19 protein-coding genes and 1 pseudogene are annotated in these 17084 nt (G+C 53.5%); 10 read left to right on the forward strand and 10 right to left on the reverse strand.

The window, feature by feature from the left end:
* Positions 1 to 31: 31 nt before the first annotated feature.
* The gene (locus tag ACR0MV_RS21000; RefSeq protein WP_170470265.1) at positions 32 to 1039 is read right to left on the reverse strand and encodes a Bug family tripartite tricarboxylate transporter substrate binding protein; all 1008 of its coding nucleotides are present in this window, start codon (positions 1037 to 1039) and stop codon (positions 32 to 34) included.
* Between the two features lie 135 nt (positions 1040 to 1174).
* On the opposite strand from ACR0MV_RS21000, the gene ACR0MV_RS21005 reads away from it, so the two are divergent.
* The 6 genes from ACR0MV_RS21005 (at position 1175) to ACR0MV_RS21030 (ending at position 7491) form a co-directional block, all read left to right on the forward strand.
* Entirely contained in the window at positions 1175 to 2263 is a 1089-nt protein-coding gene (locus ACR0MV_RS21005; protein WP_480703625.1) for an isocitrate/isopropylmalate dehydrogenase family protein, read from the forward strand.
* Positions 2260 to 3291: a Gfo/Idh/MocA family protein gene (locus ACR0MV_RS21010; protein WP_480703626.1), complete on the forward strand. Its 1032-nt coding sequence runs from the start codon at positions 2260 to 2262 to the stop codon at positions 3289 to 3291. Before ACR0MV_RS21005 ends, ACR0MV_RS21010 begins: the two co-directional genes overlap by 4 nt.
* Positions 3288 to 3965: a GntR family transcriptional regulator gene (locus ACR0MV_RS21015; RefSeq protein ID WP_170429709.1), complete on the forward strand. Its 678-nt coding sequence runs from the start codon at positions 3288 to 3290 to the stop codon at positions 3963 to 3965. Before ACR0MV_RS21010 ends, ACR0MV_RS21015 begins: the two co-directional genes overlap by 4 nt.
* Positions 3966 to 4330: 365 nt before the next feature.
* Positions 4331 to 5281: an Acg family FMN-binding oxidoreductase gene (locus ACR0MV_RS21020; RefSeq protein ID WP_254445880.1), complete on the forward strand. Its 951-nt coding sequence runs from the start codon at positions 4331 to 4333 to the stop codon at positions 5279 to 5281.
* Positions 5271 to 5720, forward strand: a complete 450-nt coding sequence (locus ACR0MV_RS21025) for a MarR family winged helix-turn-helix transcriptional regulator (protein WP_170429715.1) — start codon at positions 5271 to 5273, stop codon at positions 5718 to 5720. The genes ACR0MV_RS21020 and ACR0MV_RS21025 overlap by 11 nt, the downstream gene beginning before the upstream one ends.
* Positions 5721 to 5958: 238 nt before the next feature.
* The gene (locus ACR0MV_RS21030) at positions 5959 to 7491 is read left to right on the forward strand and encodes a phospholipase D family protein (RefSeq protein WP_480703627.1); all 1533 of its coding nucleotides are present in this window, start codon (positions 5959 to 5961) and stop codon (positions 7489 to 7491) included.
* Positions 7492 to 7593: 102 nt separating this feature from the next.
* Here the strand turns inward: ACR0MV_RS21030 and ACR0MV_RS21035 are convergent, their stop codons facing one another.
* The 3 genes from ACR0MV_RS21035 to ACR0MV_RS21045 are packed head-to-tail and all read right to left on the reverse strand — an operon-like array spanning position 7594 to position 9129.
* Entirely contained in the window at positions 7594 to 8148 is a 555-nt protein-coding gene (locus tag ACR0MV_RS21035) for a CIA30 family protein (protein WP_480703629.1), read from the reverse strand.
* A gap of 11 nt (positions 8149 to 8159) precedes the next feature.
* On the reverse strand, positions 8160 to 8612 hold the full coding sequence (locus tag ACR0MV_RS21040; RefSeq protein WP_170429724.1) for a TspO/MBR family protein: 453 nt from the start codon (positions 8610 to 8612) through the stop codon (positions 8160 to 8162).
* Positions 8613 to 8625: 13 nt separating this feature from the next.
* Positions 8626 to 9129 carry an aggregation factor core gene (locus tag ACR0MV_RS21045; RefSeq protein WP_480703630.1) on the reverse strand — a complete coding sequence of 168 codons (504 nt, stop codon included), beginning with the start codon at positions 9127 to 9129 and terminating at the stop codon, positions 8626 to 8628.
* Between the two features lie 538 nt (positions 9130 to 9667).
* Here ACR0MV_RS21045 and ACR0MV_RS21050 point away from each other — a divergent pair.
* From ACR0MV_RS21050 to mgrA, 4 genes and pseudogenes are all read left to right on the forward strand, one after another.
* Positions 9668 to 10041, forward strand: a pseudogene (locus ACR0MV_RS21050) (DUF4345 domain-containing protein).
* A 16-nt stretch (positions 10042 to 10057) separates the two neighbouring features.
* A complete protein-coding gene (locus ACR0MV_RS21055; protein ID WP_480703632.1) occupies positions 10058 to 10915 on the forward strand; it encodes a DUF302 domain-containing protein in 858 nt (285 codons plus the stop codon).
* A gap of 343 nt (positions 10916 to 11258) precedes the next feature.
* On the forward strand, positions 11259 to 12218 hold the full coding sequence (locus ACR0MV_RS21060) for a hypothetical protein (RefSeq protein WP_480703634.1): 960 nt from the start codon (positions 11259 to 11261) through the stop codon (positions 12216 to 12218).
* A 175-nt stretch (positions 12219 to 12393) separates the two neighbouring features.
* Complete coding sequence (mgrA, locus tag ACR0MV_RS21065; RefSeq protein WP_480703636.1) at positions 12394 to 13461, forward strand: L-glyceraldehyde 3-phosphate reductase; 1068 nt, start codon at positions 12394 to 12396, stop codon at positions 13459 to 13461.
* 333 nt (positions 13462 to 13794) lie between these two features.
* Here the strand turns inward: mgrA and ACR0MV_RS21070 are convergent, their stop codons facing one another.
* From ACR0MV_RS21070 to ACR0MV_RS21095, 6 genes are all read right to left on the reverse strand, one after another.
* Entirely contained in the window at positions 13795 to 14673 is an 879-nt protein-coding gene (locus ACR0MV_RS21070; RefSeq protein WP_170429735.1) for a CopD family protein, read from the reverse strand.
* The gene (locus ACR0MV_RS21075; protein ID WP_254445881.1) at positions 14670 to 15014 is read right to left on the reverse strand and encodes a copper resistance CopC family protein; all 345 of its coding nucleotides are present in this window, start codon (positions 15012 to 15014) and stop codon (positions 14670 to 14672) included. The genes ACR0MV_RS21070 and ACR0MV_RS21075 overlap by 4 nt, the downstream gene beginning before the upstream one ends.
* A 12-nt stretch (positions 15015 to 15026) precedes the next feature.
* A complete protein-coding gene (locus ACR0MV_RS21080) occupies positions 15027 to 15491 on the reverse strand; it encodes a c-type cytochrome (protein ID WP_170429737.1) in 465 nt (154 codons plus the stop codon).
* Positions 15491 to 15958 carry a DUF411 domain-containing protein gene (locus ACR0MV_RS21085; protein ID WP_170429738.1) on the reverse strand — a complete coding sequence of 156 codons (468 nt, stop codon included), beginning with the start codon at positions 15956 to 15958 and terminating at the stop codon, positions 15491 to 15493. The genes ACR0MV_RS21080 and ACR0MV_RS21085 overlap by 1 nt, the downstream gene beginning before the upstream one ends.
* Before the next feature lie 58 nt (positions 15959 to 16016).
* Positions 16017 to 16352, reverse strand: coding sequence for a hypothetical protein (locus tag ACR0MV_RS21090; protein ID WP_480703639.1), 336 nt, complete (start codon positions 16350 to 16352; stop codon positions 16017 to 16019).
* Between the two features lie 64 nt (positions 16353 to 16416).
* Entirely contained in the window at positions 16417 to 16881 is a 465-nt protein-coding gene (locus tag ACR0MV_RS21095; RefSeq protein WP_480703640.1) for a Spy/CpxP family protein refolding chaperone, read from the reverse strand.
* Between the last annotated feature and the right edge of the window lie 203 nt (positions 16882 to 17084).

Genomic DNA, 17084 nt, shown 5'->3' on the forward strand with positions numbered 1-17084 from the left:
GATCAGGCGCGCCCTTTCAAAAGTGATCGGATTATGGCTTCTCGATACCCAGCGACGCCGGATCGACGGTCGCTGCGCCCAGATCTTGCAAGGTATAGGCAAAGGTAGCTTCGAGGTTCGCAAACAGCTCTTGAGCTTCTTCGCCGTGTTGACCACCGACATCATAATTGTTTGCAGAGGCCCATTCAGCCACGGTGTCGGAGGCAATCGCTTGCTCGAAGGCATCACCAAGCGCGGCCTTTACGTCGTCCCCGGCTGAACTGTGAACTGCAAACCCGATGGCCTGCTTGAGCGGCAAATACTGATCGAGACCGTCATAAATACCAAAGGCAGAAGGCACTGTTGCCCCTGCAATCTGCGCATCTTCGGGCGTCAACATCGCAAGCGGTTTAAGTTGACCGCCTTCGATCAACGGGGCCTGTTCAGCTAGAGAAGTCACAACCAATGCAACTTCACCCGCTATCGCTGCTTCCTGCCCTGGCGCTGAGCCTTTGTATGGAACAAACTTGAATTCTACACCGGACCCTTTTTCGATGGCCAGAAGGTTCAAGTGGTGGATCGAACCTGCGCCGGAAGCCGCAGCCGGAATAGTCCCAGGAGCAGCTTTCGCAGCGTCGACCAGTTCTTCCAGAGTATTGTAAGGGCTGTCTGCCGGAACCGAGATCAGATCAGGTGATCCGCCAACGATGAACGGATACCAAAAATCAAATTTCTTATCCCAACCACCCTGCACGGCAGCGGTGACGTTAGACTCTGACAGACCAACCAATGTGTAGCCATCGTCTGGTTGGTTCATGACGTAGACCATGCCGTTGGAGCCCGCGACCCCACCTGTTTGATTGATCACATTGATCGAAACCGGAAGATGTTTTTCCATCTCGGCCATGATCATTCGGTTGATCGTATCCGTCCCGCCACCGGCCCCCCAGACCACAGCTGTGGTGATATCACGATAGGGATAATCCTGCGCAACAGATGCCCCTGCAATCCCGGTCGACATCACGGCTGCGGCCGCCAACCGCCCTAGCTTTAGTTTCATCTCCAAGTCCTCCCAAACATCTTTGCGTTTATTATTGCATTAATTTGCGTATACATTAAAGAATGCGTTGTCAACGGACTGTAGTGAAGGCTGCTATCGCGCTATGAATGCGAAACGGGAAGGAAGCGGGCTAAGATGAAGAAAAGTTATGATGTGGCAGTGTTCCACGGGGACGGAATCGGCCCTGAAATTATGGCCCCTACGCTTGAAATCCTGCGTCAGCTCTCGCGCGGCAGCCCTTCCTACGAACTGGTGTTTACAGATGCTCCGGCAGGCGCAGGCCACTACGCCAAAACTGGAGAATCGTTTCCGGCTGGATCACTCGAAACCGCACGTAGCGCTGACGCGATTCTGCTGTCGGCAATGGGCTTGCCGGATGTTCGATACCCTGACGGAACCGAGATTTCACCGCAGATTGATCTGCGAAAGCAACTGGGACTTTTCGCTGGTGTACGGCCAGTAAAGGTAAGCAGCGGACAAATTACCCCCTTGGCGCTTCCTCCGGGAAAAGAGATCGACTTTGTCTTGATACGCGAAAGCACCGAAGGGCTGTTCTTCACCCAAGGCGCTGGAGAAGTTACCGAACACGAAGCACGTGAAACTCTGCTGATCACTCGTGAGGTGTCCGAAAAACTGTTCCGTTTCGCCTTTGAACTCGCCCAGAACCGCAAAAGAACCGGGCGCAGTCAGGGTCGAGTTACATGTGTCGACAAAGCCAATGTATTCCGCGCCTTTGCATTCTTCAGATCGATGTTTGATGCAGAGGCCGCCCACCATCCCGATTTGCAGTCAGACCATGCTTACGTTGATGCCACCGCATTGTGGATGGTCCAAAAACCTTGGGAGTTCGACGTCTTAGTGACCGAGAACATGTTCGGAGACATCCTCTCCGACCTTGGTGCAGGTCTTATGGGCGGTCTTGGACTGGCTCCGTCGGCGGATATCGGGTTGAATCACGCTGTATTCCAACCCTGCCATGGTTCCGCTCCAGACATTGCAGGACAGGGTATTGCCAACCCTTTTGCGATGATCCTGTCCGCAGCAATGATGCTTGAATGGTTGGGTTTGACCCATGATCACCCAGGCCTGTCCAACGACGGCGAACGATTGCGTGAAGCCGTAGAAAAAGTGACTGCGGATGGACAGAACCTGACGCGCGACCTCGGTGGCACCGCCGGAACGCAGGCCGCAGCCTCATCAGTATTGGAAGCATTGCGGGCGTGAATACTCAACAAGCCATCAGAGTCGCGTGTGTGGGTGCGGGGTATTTCAGCAAGTTCCACTACGAAAGCTGGTCCCGAATGCCCGGAGCGGTTCCGGTTGCATCCTGCAACCGTGATATCAGCAAGGCGAAAGAAACAGGACTGGCCGCTTACGATGATCTGTCAAAAATGCTGGGGGCGGAAAAACCTGATCTCGTGGACATCATCCTTCCACCTGTGGCGCAGGCCGACGCCATTCGAACCGCGCTGCGTTCGGGCATAAAATGGCTTATCTGCCAAAAACCATTTTGCATGTCATTGGATGAAGCTAAGAAGATCGTCTCCGAGGCTGAAGCAGTGGGCGCAACCATTGTCGTGCATGAGAATTTTCGCTTCCAGCCCTGGTATCGTGCAATCAAGGTGGCGATGACCGAGGGTCGAATTGGAACACCTCTACAAGCGACTTTCCGGCTTCGGCCTGGCGACGGACAAGGACCGCGCGCCTACCTTGACCGACAGCCGTACTTTCAGGACATGCCACGTTTTCTGGTGCATGAAACAGCGGTTCACTGGGTAGACACATTCCGATTTTTGTTCGATGCGCCCAGCGCAGTTTATGCGGACTTGCGCCAAGTTAACCCCGTTATCGCGGGCGAGGATGCGGGTTTCATCCTGTTTGACCACCCCAACGGTTTGAAAGCTTTGTTCGATGGCAACAGATGCCTTGACCACAGTGCCGAAAACCTGCGCCAGACCATGGGCGAGGCTCTCATCGAAGGAACCGAAGGATCGCTGGTTCTTAACGGCGACGGTTCAGTTGACCTCCGCGCTTTTGGAAAACAGGAGCGACAGAAAATTTTACCTCCGAGCGATCATGATGGGTTTGGAGGAGATTGCGTACACGCCTTGCAAAGTCACGTCGTTTCAGGCCTTGTAAAGGGCACGCCGCTGGAAAACACGGCTCGAGACTATTTGAACGTGATCCGAATCGAAGAGAGCATCTATCTCTCGGCTGCGGAGGGACGAAAGATCAACCTGGAGACGCCGTGAAGGGTCAAGACGCAAAAACTCTTTCCAATACGCAACGCGCTGTTAGGGATTTGCGACAGATGATCCTGTCTGGCGAACTTGCAGCCGGAACTGACCATCTGGAATCGGAACTCGCCGAGACCCTTGGCATGTCCCGCACCCCGATACGGGAAGCTGCGCTGATGTTGGAAAGTAAGGGCTTGCTTGAAATGCGGCCCCGAAAGGGCGTGCGAATACTGCCTGTTTCATCAGATGATATGCGTGAAATCTACGACATACTGACGGAACTCGAGAGTCTCGCAGCACAGCGCGCTGCCGAAGCGGGCTATTCCGAAGATGAACTGGCGGTACTTGCTGGATCAATTGCAAAGATGGATCAAGCCATCGAAGCCGAAGACCTTGAAGCCTGGGCCGAAGCCGACGAGTTGTTTCATCAGGAACTCGTTCGGTTGGGCGGCAACAAACGGGTCGAAGCGATTGTTGCCATGATGAGCGACCAAGTGCGCCGCGCACGCGCAACGACGTTGTTCATCAGGCCCCTACCCGTTAAATCCAATGAAGATCACCGGGTTGTTTTTCAAGCGATTAGTGAAGGTCGACCGGGTGTTGCCCGTGAACGTCATCGAGAACACAGGCTGCAAGCGCAGGCTATGCTTTGCGGGATACTAGAGAAGCACCGACTCAACAGCCTCTGATCTTCTCGCATCCAGTCGTTAATCAGCTGAAATAACTGCTTCTTTTCGGCACCAAAGGCGCTCCGAGTACTTGTCCACCGCGGCAATCGGCGGTTGCGTCCGGCGGCTCTGATATTCTTTTTTCAAATCATTCAACCAATCACTGCACCGATTGGGGTTGAAATAGTTCGATTTCGTATTAATTTGGTTCGATATCGTACTATTGGAGACTCAAGATGCCAAATCGAAGACGTTTTCTCAAGATTCTAGGCGGCGGCACAATTCTGGCGGCAACGGGCGCGGGCGCGTTCCTCGCTACACGCACGCCGCATGACGCACTGGCTCCGTGGACGCCAAAACCGTATGACGACCCACGCAAGACTGCTTTGTCCTACGCAATTCTCGCCCCCAATCCTCACAACTTGCAACCTTGGCTGGTCGAATTCGTTGGGCAAGACAAGGTGCGCATCCACCGTGATCCTGATCGCGAGCTTCCGGAAACCGATCCTTACCACCGCCAGCTCTATATTGGTCTCGGTGCATTTGTTGAGACGATGCTACTGGCGGCAGGTGCACAGGGATTTGATACCGAGGTCACGTTACTGCCCGATGGAGATGACGGACCTATCGCAGAAGCAGTGTTTGTTCCCGGCGGAGCGCCCGATCCACTCTCAGATCAAATCCTCAAACGACATTCAAACAAGGAACCTTACACTGAAAAGCGCCTCTCTGCCGATCAAGTTTCCACGCTTGGCAACTATGCAACTTTGATTACCGATGAAGATTTGGTGGCCCGTATTCAAGACCTTACGAAACGCGCTTTCGAAATCGAAATGCGAACGCCGCAGACCCTGAAGGAATCCGTCGACCTGATGCGGATCGGGAAAGCAGAAATCAACGCCAACCCGGACGGGATTGAACTGCGTGATCCCATGCTGGAAACGCTGCGACTTGCCGGCCTGTTGGACAACGAGACCCTGATGAACGTTGACCACCCAGGCACTCAGTCACACATGCGAGGCTACTTCGCCATGCTAGACGCGACGCCGCAATACGCAGTCCTCACGACGGCTACAAACACACGAAGCGATCAACTCGATGCCGGGCGTCAATTGATGCGTTTTTACTTGAAGACAACCGAAATGGGGCTAGGCGTGCATCCCGTCAGTCAAGCCCTACAGGAATATCCCGAGATGGCCGATGAATACGCTCTGGCGCATGAGCTTCTTGCGTCACCGGGCCACACGGTGCAAATGTTGCTGCGTTTGGGGTATGGACCCGAGCCAATTGCCACCCCCCGCTGGCCGCTGGAGACACGAATTCTGAATGAAGCCTGAAGATGAGACCAACGAAGTCTACCGGTTCTTCACCGAGGTCGGGATCATCAATCAGTTGATCTCGACCAAGCTGGAAACGTTTTTACCCGGCCGAATGACTGCCACTCAATTTGGGATACTAGGGCATCTAGTTCGTCGTCCTGAGGGGGAAACTCCGCTGCAACTTTCGAACGCGTTTCAAGTGCCCAAGACTTCGATGACCCACATGCTCGCCAGCCTTGAAAACCATGCTCTGATCACTCTTGAAGCCAACCCCAATGACAAGCGTTCCAAAATTGCCCGTTCGACGCCGCAAGGCACGGAGTTTTTGAGAGTTTGTACGGAACAAATGTCGGAAGCACTTTATCCACTTTTGTCGGAACTCGGGTCCGATCCGTTTCATAATTCGCTGCCGAATCTGACGCTCATACGTGAAGCGCTGGACCAAGAACGGGACTAAGCCGAACCGGCGTCATCCAAAGCACGAGCTCAAACAATCAAAACACCATGCAATCTGCTCCCACTGGCAGCGGCGACGACCCTCGAAGCAAATTGGGCGTTCCGTCTAAGTCGCCAACCGATGACATAGGATTTGCGAAACCAACACGAGCAAACGAAACAACCTAAGGCTTCATAGAACAGGCTTGCAATCGCGTGCCCGGGCGTAGTCACCTAGGACACAGGGTTGGAGGAAGCTTATGGCGCGATGGAAGCTCGTGGTTTGTGTTTGTTGCGCGCTGTCTCTTGCCGCTTGCGCTCCAAAAACCCGCACATATGAAAAGACGGTATCGGCTTCGCTGCCAGCGACTTCAGGCACAGCTCTGAGCAAGGCGGCCAATCGCCTTGGGAATCCCAAAGACGGTCGGTCAGGCGTCAAGTTAATCAGTGATGGCGAAGAAGCGCTCGTCTCACGGCTGTTGTTGGCGGCTGCGGCCGAGCGAACGATAGACGCGCAATACTACCTTCTGCACAACGACCCAACGGGTCACCTCTTTGCAGCCAGTCTATTGCAGGCCGCAGATCGGGGTGTTCGTGTCCGATTGTTGCTGGATGACATGGATACGTCCAGCTATGACGCGATGACAGCCGCATTGGACAATCACGAGAATATTGAAATCAGGCTGTTCAATCCGTTTTGGCGCGATCAGAGCCTTTTGTTCGCGGGTCTGACAGACTTCAAACGCATCAACCGCAGAATGCACAACAAGTCCATGACGGCGGACAACGTGTTCACGATAGTGGGTGGCAGAAACATCGGTGCCGAGTATTTTTTGGCGCGGAAAGAAATGAACTATGCCGATCTGGATGTGCTGGCCGCAGGCCCAGTTGTACGCGAGGTGTCGCAAAGCTTTGACGCATACTGGAACAGCGAATTCGCCGTTCCGGCTCGTGTGGTTGTTGGAGAACCCCAGGAATTTGACCTTGCTGATGCACGAGTCCGGTTGAACGAACTGGTCGAGGAAGCGAAGCAAACGCAGTACGGCGCTGCCCTCAGGAAATCAGCGCAAGAGAACTTCGCGGATGGAGCCCTGTCACTGGATTGGCTGCCTGCGAAGCTTTATGTTGATCTGCCATCAAAAGCCGCGGGTCTTGAGAATTCAGACCCCATTCTTGCGTCTCAGTTGCTTCCGTACTTTGAAAAAGCCAGCAATGAGGTGAACATCGTCTCTGCCTATTTCGTGCCGCGCGACAACGGTGTCAAATGGCTGACCGAATTGGAAAGCCGTGGCGTCGACGTAAAGGTTGTAACCAATTCACTTGCATCTAACGACGTCGCACCCGTTTACGCACACTATGCTAAAAAACGCCGTGCACTTCTACGCGGTGGAGTAGAACTCTATGAACTGCGACCGGACGCCTATCAGGTCCAGCGCCGGGGTATTAACTGGGCTCAGTCCAGGTCAGGGCTGCATTCCAAAGCATTTGCAGTTGATGACCGATACTTGTTCGTAGGGTCGTTCAACTGGGATCCCCGATCTGTCAACATCAACACCGAGATGGGAATTCTGATTGACTCGCCAGCATTGGCTAAACAGACCATGGGTGCCTTGGACGACGCGCTACCCGCATACACATATAACGTGACGCTCGAAAAAGCTGGTCAGCTTAAATGGACGACAAGAGGCGATGATGGCAACGTTATCGCGTATCAATCAGAACCGACAGGATCAGCTTGGGATCACATAGTTTCCGGTTTCCTAAGTATTTTACCAATTGGGTCACAGCTATAGGTTTGTTGACAAATAATCTGATGGCGTGTCGCCCTTCTCGCACACGCGGCTACACCGAATGGGAAACACCCTGACGTATTTCGGACCATCGCCTAGGCACCTTCAGTAAAAACCAATCTCGCTGACATCTACACGGGCGTCGTGATCGCGCCCGTAGGCGACAATCCCGACTGAGGTGATTTCGTTAGCGACGGGAGTAGCGCGCAATATAGCACCTGAAGCCTTAAAGTTTGACAAAGGTAAAGAAACCTCCGTCCATGCGTCAGAAGTTTCGAACTCGGCCTGATAGTATTGCCAGGGCAGCACCGTGCCACGTGTTCTGAGGTGAACGAAGTATTGCTCGCCGTTGCCCCGCACCACTAACCTGACGCCTGACACACCCTCATCTGGTCGAACTGGCAACTTGCGTCGGAACTGGATGAAGCCGCCGTTGTTTTCTGTACTCACGGTTCCGATCAACCGCGCGAATGCGGCATCACCTTCCGAACGAAACTGCACCTGCCCCGAAGAGACCCCTCCCATGACGGTGTCAGCAACATAGTCCCATCGTGCCTCCGGAGACTTGGAGAAGTCTTCAGTTAATTTTCCATCAGCCTGAGCCATTGTGCATCCGACGATAACAAGACCTGAAACAAGCCCAACGAATTTGGCGCGCATATTGTTCCTTCTCAGTTCAGTATCGCAATGGATAGGTTCAGAGCCGTGGCAAAAGCCACCCACGCTAAGTAAGGCAAGAAGGCCAGGGCGGAAACCCGATCCGAGTTCTTGACCCGAGCAATGAAGATGCCGATCACGATCAGCAACGCGACAATGACCACAAGGGCCAACCACGGCATTTGCAGTACGAAAAAGGTTGGGGACCACAAAAAGTTCAGACCCATCTGCGCCCACCAGAGCTTCATTGCAGGCGAGCTTCGGTCTGCTTCGAACTGGCGCCAACCAGTAATGGCGATCAGGACGTAAAGCACAGTCCAAACCGGACCAAAAATCCAATTTGGTGGGTTAAAAGCGGGTTTGGAAAGCTGCGCATACCAATCGCCAGGTGCGGTCAGTGTCCCAATGAGGATGCCACCTCCCATAACGAGGGAAAGAAATGCTATGCGGATCAACCAATTCGACATTGTGGGGAAGCTTTCAGCAGTCCTTGGTCGTGACGTTGACAAGCGCTTCGGAAGTGAAGGTTGCAGTATTGGTCTCATCCGCATCGGCAAATGATACTGTGGCGCCTTCGATCTCGGACCCAGTTACGGTGATTTCGCGTTGCCCGATTGTATCATCTACATCGATGGTGAAGGCGAGTTTGTCACTGATCGCGAGGGAGGTGATCTCAAGTTCAATTGTATTTTGCCCGTCCACGACCAAAGGAAGTTGCCGCAGTACATCAACACCCTCAACAAATTCGAGCGGCTGGTAAACCTCTACGCCCGCGCCATTTTCGGCGACATCGAAAATCAAACGTCCGGCTGATTGCGACAAGTCAATTTTGAGGGTCGAAGCTTCGACTTCGCAAGTTCCAACATTTGTCAGTACAAAGCGATCCTTGGGTGCGCCTTCTATGAAACGAATTTGAACACCGGCTTGAAGCGAAGTGGCAGCGAATAACCCAAAGATCGCCGCAAGGATGATGGTCGGGAGCATTTATGTCTCCTTGCTAATAGGTTCTTGTGAGATACGCTTTGGCGGGTTTCTTGGATCAGACTTATGCCTTTTGACTATCGTGTTTTCTCGCGACGGGTTTCACTCTGTTCACCCTGATAGCCCAAGGCCCGGCGCTTAGGCAGTTCATACGTCGCCTCGAGCTCGACAAGCTTTCATCAGTGTAGGAATCCCTGTTTCGTCCGGTAGTGAAGATATCACCGCAAACAGTCCGAGAAGATGTTGAGAAAACAACCGCTAGCATTGAGTTGAATCCGGAAATCATCGGATGTGAAGCGGTTCAGTTCGGGCCTCTTACAACCTTCGAGTAATTCCCCCGAGTGGAAAGCCGGTTGCTGACCAAGGTCACGATGAAGAACAGACACCAACCGAAGCTGGCATCTCTCAGAAGGTAAATGAGGCACACAATGTGCCTCTCCGAGTGCTTTTTGGATATCCACCTCGGATCATCGGGTGCCCGAAAGACAAATGTGAAGTTCTTTAAGACCAAGAAGTTAAACCTGTGTGAGTAGGAGACTCCATGAGTGCAAGAATAGTCCCTCTACTGGCTACCGCAGACCTCGTGCCAATCGCATTATCGTACGGTCTGGTGCCCGGCAGTTCGATCCCAGTTTTACTGGGATTTCCGGTAGTAGGAACGAACCAGACGCATGTCTTCCGAGCAATTATGGGTCTTTACCTGGCAAATGCGTTGTTTTGGTTGGCGGCAGCTTCGAAACCAGAATTACAACGCCCGGCGCTGTGGGTTCTATTTTATTTATGTCGGGACTTGCTGTTGGGCGTACACTAAGCATTCATATCTATGGAGTTCCGAACGGGATACTTCTCTTTTACCTTGCGGCCGAGGTAGCTTTTGCGATTCTGGCGGCAGTTTCCTTGAAAAAAGTGCGATGAAAAAGGAAGTGGCAAAATGGTGAGGTTTGGCTTTGTATTCTCGATTCTTGCAACTCTATCAGTTTCGACATCCGCTTTTGCACAGCCTTCATCTGTCCAGACCGCGGTGGACGAAAACTTCTTGGAGCTTGAGACTGCCGTTGCCGAAGCGGGAGCTACTCCAATCGCATCGATAGATCACGCGCGCCTGGCCAAGGCCGAAGGCGTCGAAATGCCAGCGGCTCGTGTACTCGTTTTCTCTGATCCAGAGATAAACACGCTCATTCTGAAAGAGAACATACGAGCAGGTCTGGATCTTCCTTTTCGCGTTCTTTCCTTCGATAAGGATGATCGCCCGCAGATCGCCTATACGGACTCCCAATTTCTCAAAGTGCGGCATGGTCTGAATGACACCCAAGCGTTAAATTCATTTGAGAGCAAGCTGCTCGAAGTTCTGAACGGCTTGGATGCAGCACCAGCGCCAACCAGCGGATTGTTTGCCGACTATGGGGTCATCGAACTGCGATCTCAGCTCAGCGTACCAAAGGCAGTGGAACATCTCAGTAAGGCAGTGATGGAGCAGGACGACACGGTCTGGTTTGGGGAAGTCGATTTTGCGGCCGAAGCGTCCCACCTGGGGGTGGAACTGCCGGATGCAGTTCTCCTACTGTTTGGCGGACCAGCACCCGGTGGCGTGGCTATGGCGGGCTTTCCGGCAATTGGTTTGGATGCCTTTTGCCAAAAACTGTTGGTTTACGCGAATGAAGAAGGCGGCTCCGCAGTCATTTTCAATGACATCGCTGCCTTGGCAGAGTTGCACTACGGTTCCTCAGCCGAGCCACATCACGTTTTGAACAAACGGCTTACCACAACATTTCAAACCGCAATTGAATGACCACTGGTTGGAAGTTACAATTTTCCAGAGTTTTTTTCCTCGTATTTCGCTGCCCATTTTGGACTCGATTAGATCGGTATTCGCAATCCGGCAGTCGCCCAACTTGCGGACAAATTTGCCGTGCGTCATGACAGGTGTCTGCTCTTTTGCAGAGCACCAAATCGGTGACGTATATGTGTTGTTCCTCAGGATCGCATCAATCAGAAGATAGAGGCGCTGCTATGCCTCACATTGACCTGTCAAAAACTTGGGCCCTGTGAAGAGTCTCAGAAAATTCGAAAGAGTTGTTTGGTATGGGCTACATTGAACTAACCACATAACGCCGCTTAGTGGAGGAACAAGGGTGCCAACCAAGTTCGATGGAGGATTGCTCTCTTGGAGTACGGCGTTGGCAATATGTACAACAGCCGTACTCGTCGTACTGCTTGGCGGTCAGGTCGTTGCGTTTGGTGGTATCGCGGCAGTCGCGGGGTTTTCAGCTGGTTTTTTGGGGTCTGTCTTTTCTAGTCTTGTTTCTAACGCCAGAACGTTTGCGATGGTGCTGGTGAGTATACTGGTATGCACACTCTTCCCGCTTCAGTGGATCGCCTTTCTGTGTGGTTTTGTCTTGATTAGTTGGGCTGCTTTTGAAGGGTACAAGAACGGTGGTTTTGCAACAGTTCCTGCATTGAACGGATTGCTCTTGTACTTACTGATCCCACCCGATGAGCGTATTGCCGTTCATGTTTTGGTTTTTCTGGCCGCGGCGACAGTCGGTAGTTTGCTCAGCGTTTGGCTTAACTTGGCGGGATCAGCAATACGACCTCCCATGTCTTTCAAGGAAGCAATTTCTGTCTGGCTATTCTTAATTGTCGGCATGAGTTTGACGTCGTTTCTCGCTCACATAATCGGAAACGAAAAATCCTATTGGCTTTCGTTGTTGTTCGTATTCCGCGTCTTGGCTCCACTTCAAAATGTGCCTGATGCTGCATTGCGGTTTGGTGTTGGCGTAGCGCTTGGGTCTTTGGCTGCCCTATGTTTGGAGTTCAGCGGTTTGTCACATCACGTCTTATTGATCCTTGGGTTTGCTTCCGCTGTCATAGGCGTGCACAGAATAGGTGGTAACACGTTATGGACAGCGATGTTCTTTACGATTGCCACTCTGTTGGTTACAGCCCCAAGTATTGGGTTTGCTGTCTTCCGTATAGAAGCTGCGGTGATGATCGTCATCTTAGTCGGAGGGCTGTCTTCCCTGATCAGTTGGTGTTGGGAGCAGATCGAAAGTCGTTCCGAAAACCAAAACCGCAAATCTTCCTCGTTTTGATACCCCCAACGCCATATTCTTCGAATGACCTCCCGGTAAATGCGCCAAATGACCCAGAGATATTGAAGCTTTTCAGAGCGCGCCAGCGCTGACCACCGGGGCGAGTGGAATCTCGCGTCGATCTCGCTGGAGGTGATCCGTTTGACAGGCTCAACAATCCATTGATTATGTGCGCATGACCAAAGCTCAACGACCGCCAAAACCAAAGCCCATTCCTTACGCACCAGAGCCGGACCGCTATGAGCGGATGGTTTATCGGCGATGTGGGCGGTCGGGTGTGAAGCTTCCTATTCTCAGCCTGGGCCTGTGGCATAATTTCGGTGCAGACTCGACGCACGAAAACAAGCGAGCAATGTGTCGGACCGCGTTCGACCATGGGATCACTCACTTTGATCTGGCGAACAACTACGGTCCACCACCTGGTTCAGCCGAAGAGGCACTTGGTGAGATCCTCAAAACGGATTTCGCGGGTTACAGGGATGAGCTGATCATTTCCTCCAAAGCGGGCTACGACATGTGGCCCGGACCCTACGGAGAATGGGGGTCGCGCAAGTACATGATTGCGTCCTGTGACCAATCACTCGCGCGCATGGGTCTTGATTACGTCGACATCTTTTATTCCCACCGCTTTGACCCCGACACCCCGCTCGAAGAGACGATGGGCGCGTTGGATCATATCGTACGGTCGGGCCGCGCGCTCTACGCAGGTATCTCGAGCTACAACTCCCAACGCACGCGCGAGGCTGTGAAGATTCTCAATGAGCTTGGGACACCTTGTCTGATTCACCAGCCTTCTTACAACTTGCTCAACCGATGGGTGGAGCGGGACGGATTGCTCGATACTCTGGACGATCTTGGGGTAGGATCGATTGCATTCACGCCGCTGGCACAAGGCATTCTAACGTCAAAATACCTGCGCGAAATTCCAGATGGCAGCCGTGCTACACAAGGAAAGTCGCTACTTGATGGCATGATCAACGAGCGGTCCTTGGCAAGTGTCCGTGCTCTGAACAACATGGCTGAGGCACGTGGTCAGACTCTGGCGCAAATGGCTCTGGCCTGGGTGCTCAGAGCCGAAAGGGTGACGACCGCACTTATTGGTGCGTCCCGACCCGAACAGATCGTGGATTGCGCAGGCGTTATCAATAATCTCGACTTCAGTGCAGACGAGTTGGAAAAGATCGATGAAATCAGTTCGGAAGAAGATATCAATTTGTGGGCGCGTTCGTCAGAAACGGAATGACCATCCATAGTTAGTCTGCAATACAGCAACCCTTGCGAGCTCGAAATTGAATGCGGGTTCAACTGTTTCAGCACTTCTAAAAAATTATAAATAACGATTGGCCCATTCCGGTCGTTCAAACATACTCCAAGTGCTGCAGTACGACCCCTGAAGCTGCCGTTCGCTGCAAGCGCAGTGTCGTGTTGCGGTCATAGGTCAACGGGGTATCTGAACAGTTAGTCCTCAGTCTAATTCACTTCAGGCAGTCAGCAAATTCAATTCTCCCACTGCGCTCGCAGCCCCAAGCGGAAATCTTTGCAAAACTTTGGAGTTTCGGCTTCGGATCATTGCCCGTCAGAGATTGATGGGAGGTGTCGTCACACTGGTTAGCGTCGCCGTTGCAAGCAGGATCAGGACAACAGCCAACATCTCCATCGCAATCGACCGCCGGAGAGCAATTTCCGCGCCACGCTTCTCAGCTCTGAGAGCCGGAACAAATCTCAACTTGTTCAGCGCCGCGAGGCCAAGAAGTGCAAAAACGATCACGACCTTTACCAAAAGTAGCAATCCATAGGCCGTTCCGAACAAGGCAGCCACCGAGCCCGAAAGCAGCAATGCGAGTGTTGCGCCCGCAACAATCAGGACGGCAACTCCATAAGCAGCGACATTGCCAAAGTGGTGCAGAAGATCGGCCCCACTTGAAGTGAGCGCCGCTCTGCGCAATGGCAGGAGAGCACCGACCCAAATCGCGGCAGCCAGCAGATGAAGAACCAATAAGACTGCGAGAGCCGCCCTAGGCTCTCCGAGCGAGTGCCCCACTTGGGCAAAGGAAACCGCAATGGAAAGGCTACCAGCCAAAGCGATCCACTGCCCAACGCGGGAGAGCAGGATTGCCAATATCGCGAGTTCACCCACCGCTCGCCAAATCGCAGCGGTGCCAAGTGGACTGTCCCAGACAAAGCCAAGCATCATTGGGTCGGTCGCACCCTCAAAACCCATTCCGGATATCCGCGCCGCTCTAATGCCGAAACGTAGAGCAAGCACGGCAATACCGACAATCGCAGCGCCGACCGCGAGGTGCCGCGCAAGGCGTAGAACAGACTCTTCAGCGCGCTTGCCAAAGAGGAGCGTGAACAGGACACCACCCATCGCCAGCAGCGCCGCGCCGTAGCCAAGTGCTTTCGCCAAAATGGCCAAGACGACAACACCGTCAATTGGGGCCAGTCCGGTCACTCAGCGACCGTGAAAGTAAAGCTGCCCTGCATCGGGTGACCGTCGGAAGCCATACCGCGCCAGTCGAAACGATAGCTTCCGGGTGCAAGCTCCTCCAAAGGCATAGCTCGGAACTCCATAGCGGGGTCCATACCTGTCTCGCGCTCAATTTTGACGTCGCCATCGGGTGAGGTCAGTGTGACCGAGATGATGCGCATCGGATCATCGAACCGCATGGAAAGCTCCGGCACGTCCGTGACAGTCGCGCCGTCAGCCGGTGTCGTTGCCTCGGACTTTGAATGCGCAGCCGCAAGCATTGGAGCCGTCGCTACGGCCAAACCGAGAAGAGTTTGTTTGATCATCTGAGTTTTCCTCTATTCGGATTGGGCATTTAGTTCGTCGTGATACTCACGAATGTCATCAGGCCAGGTTGATTTAATAAAGGACAGCACTGCAATGATTTCTTCATCGCTGAGCACTCCTTCATAGACCGGCATACCAGTTGCGGGCGCGTTCTCCATCAGCCCGGCCAGGCCAAATTTGGTCAAGGTGAACAGCGTTTCATCATCGTGGTGCCACGTGTGCCCTGTGGCGTCATGCGGCGGTGCCGGTAGTAAACCATTCTCGCCGCGCATCTGCCAATTTGGCTGTCCTTCAAGGCTCACACCGTGGCAGGCAGCACATTGAACCGCGTAAATATCTTGGCCAATAGCGACCAGTTCGGCGTCATCCGGCATCAATAGACCGACCGCCTTGGAGGGCTGGGCCAGAATGAATGCTACGGTGAAACCGGCGAGCGCAAGCCCACCGGTAACCAAGAGTGTTGCGCGCCCTACCATCAGGTGTCGAACGGCCGCGCCGTGCCAGCGCGGTAGTAAACCGTTCCGGTCCCGGCCTCTCCCCCAAATGCAATGACGTCGTAACGGGCGGACGGATCGTCACCCATACCAGGGGAGCCCATTGGCATGCCGGGAACCGCAAGCCCTGTGATGTCTGGCCGATCCTTCAACACGGCTTCCAGAGCTTCGAACGGCACATGGCCTTCAAAGACATAACCGTCGGCTTCAACGGTGTGACAGGATGCAAGGTTCAGTGGGATACCTCGTGCTGACTTCTGTGCCTCGGGGTCTGTCAGTTCCTCAACGGTGACGGCGTAACCACGAGCGCGAGCCAAGTCGGCCCATGCGTGACAACATCCGCAACCTGGTGAGCTGAACACGTGCATTGGGGTTCCTGCACGGACGGGAAGAACACTCGCAATGAGAGCAGTTGCAGACAGAGTGGTGAAGTGACGACGTGTGATCATGTCTGTCGGTCCTTTGATGTGAAATTTGAACGGATTGCGAGCGAGCGCCCGTTGCCATTCAGGCTTTCGGAGGACCGGTCGGAACACCCAGTGCGACGCCCGAAAGATCGGCTCCAGCGTACGTCACACCAACCACTGAGATGACCAATGGAGCAATCGGCGAAATCCCCGACGTGGCGACAAGATCACCAAAACAGGATGTTGAACCCATACCGCTAGTGGTGTCGCAACAATCCGCAGCAGCTTTCTCGGCATCAGCCAACAGATCGTCGCCCGCCATTTGAGCATGATGACCAGAATGATCCGATCCATGGGTCAAGCCATGCTTCACGGACGCTGCGGATACGCCAGAGAATGCAACAACAAGAAGTATCGACAGGACCAGGCGAAACATACCAAATACCTACTGGGAGTATGCGGTTTTGACAAGTTACGAGGATGGGTCGACGCAATCGATCCTAGTTGCACCCATAATGGGTGCGCCACCTCTCTGGATCATGTCCGTCCGGAACAATTGAACATGGATCATCTGTGTATCCGCGTAAGACTGAATACTGGCTGACTTGCGCTTCAGTCAGCAACGTCAACGTCAGCAGGTGAGCGTTCAGATGGACGAGGCGCAGGGCTGCTCGCGCCGCGCCCGCTTGCATAACCAGTCGTTCAAGAGTTTCTGCCGTTGGAACACCTTGCTGAAAAGCCAAGTCAAGCGCCTGTTCCATTTCGATAAAGTGTTCGCCTGCCTGTATCGCGTCTGCCTGCATCTGCGCGCGGATTAATTCGATTTCGTGGCGCTGCTCTTCAGTCAGACCAATTTGACTGGCAAGTTCGAGAAGATGCGTTGGCCCCGGAACACCGTTAAGCTCCGCAGTTCGGGCGAGGCCCCATCCGCCACCACGCGCAATCTCCTCTAGGTCCTGTTCCATCAGGGATTTGACGAGTCGTGTTCTGCACATCGCTGACCTTTGGGTTCGAGGAAGCTCTTTGAACTTTGTGCTTACGGCTGCCGCTGAAGGAATGTTCACGAGTGTCCGAAGTTCGGATTTAGCCGGTGGTTGGCTGACGAGAACGCAAACGCTCTAAGATTGCGACCTATGTTAAATCTCGAAATCCTGGCTCTCTGCCACAA

The organism is Ruegeria sp. BC3, assembly GCF_056539265.1.